The organism is Microbacterium sp. BF1, from assembly GCF_019279095.1.
GTDB classification, from domain to species: Bacteria; Actinomycetota; Actinomycetes; order Actinomycetales; family Microbacteriaceae; genus Microbacterium; species Microbacterium maritypicum.
On the sequence record NZ_JAGYWT010000542.1, the window covers coordinates 1 to 1,601 of the forward strand.

The 1,601-nt window shown below is 67.3% G+C and carries 2 protein-coding genes; both read left to right on the plus strand.

What is annotated here, in order from left to right; all coding sequences use genetic code 11:
• On the plus strand, positions 1-586 hold a 586-nt coding region (locus tag KZA10_RS14605), incomplete at its 5' end, for an amidase family protein (protein ID WP_256934907.1).
• Positions 586-1,601, plus strand: a 1,016-nt coding sequence (gatB, locus tag KZA10_RS14610) for an Asp-tRNA(Asn)/Glu-tRNA(Gln) amidotransferase subunit GatB (protein WP_218683246.1), incomplete at its 3' end; no start/stop codon positions are given. The genes KZA10_RS14605 and gatB, both read left to right, overlap by 1 nt.

Here is a 1,601-nt window from a genome sequence, read left to right on the forward strand (position 1 = left end):
CGCCGCGTACTACCTGATCCTCCCGGCCGAGGCATCCAGCAACCTCGCGAAGTTCGACTCGGTGCGGTTCGGCCTGCGGGTGACTCCCGATGGCAACCCGACCGTCGAGGACGTCATGTCCGCGACACGCGACGCCGGATTCGGCGACGAGGTCAAGCGACGCATCATCCTCGGCACCTACGCGCTGTCCGCCGGTTACTACGACGCCTACTACGGCAGTGCGCAGAAGGTCCGCACCCTCATCCAGCAGGACTTCGCGAACGCCTTCGCCGAGGTCGACGTGATCGCGACGCCCTCGGCGCCGACGACGGCGTTCAAGCTCGGCGAGAAGATCGACGACCCGCTGCAGATGTACCTGAACGACATCACCACGATCCCGGTGAACCTCGCTGGCGTTCCCGGCATCTCCATCCCCAGCGGCCTGGCAGACGACGACGGTCTCCCCGTCGGCATCCAGTTCATCGCCCCGGCACGTGAGGACGCCCGACTCTACAAGGTCGGCGCCGCGCTCGAGACGCTGCTCGTGGACTCGTGGGGTGCGCCACTGCTCACCCGTGCACCGCAGCTCGCAGGAGGGAAGCGCTGATGGCCGCCGCCAAGCTCATGGACTTCGACAAGGCGCTCGAGATGTTCGAGCCGGTCCTCGGATTCGAGGTGCACGTCGAGCTCAACACGAACACGAAGATGTTCTCGGATGCGCCGAACCCGGCGAACGAGGCGTTCCACGCTGCCGAGCCGAACACGCTCATCGCCCCGGTCGACCTCGGGCTGCCCGGGGCGCTGCCGGTCGTGAACGAGACGGCCATCCGCTCCTCGATCAGCCTGGGGCTCGCCCTCGGCTGCTCGATCGCGGAATCGAGCCGATTCGCCCGGAAGAACTACTTCTACCCGGACCTCGGTAAGAACTACCAGATCTCGCAGTACGACGAGCCGATCGCCTACGAGGGATCGGTCGAGGTCGAGCTCGAGGACGGAACGCTCATCACGATCCCCATCGAGCGCGCGCACATGGAGGAAGACGCCGGGAAGCTGACCCACATGGGTGGGGCGACCGGACGCATCCAGGGCGCCGAGTACTCGCTGGTCGATTACAACCGTGCTGGCGTGCCTCTGGTCGAGATCGTCACCAAGACGATCTTCGGTACCGACCACCGTGCACCCGAGGTCGCCAAGGCGTATGTGCAGGCCATCCGCGACATCGTCCGCGGACTCGGCATCTCCGAGGCGCGTCTCGAGCGCGGCAACCTGCGATGCGACGCGAACGTCTCCCTCCGCCCTCGCGGCCAGGAGAAGCTCGGCACGCGCACGGAGACGAAGAACGTGAACTCCATGCGGTCGGTCGAGCGTGCGGTGCGGTACGAGATCCAGCGCCAGGCGCAGATCCTCGCCGACGGCGGGACCATCACGCAGGAGACCCGGCACTGGCACGAGGACACCGGCACGACCTCGCCCGGCCGTCCCAAGTCCGATGCCGACGACTACCGCTACTTCCCGGAGCCCGATCTGCTGCCGGTGGAGCCTGCCGCCGAACTGATCGAAGAGCTGCGCGCGGCGCTGCCCGAGCAGCCGGTGGCACGCCGTCGCCGCCTGATGGCGGAGTG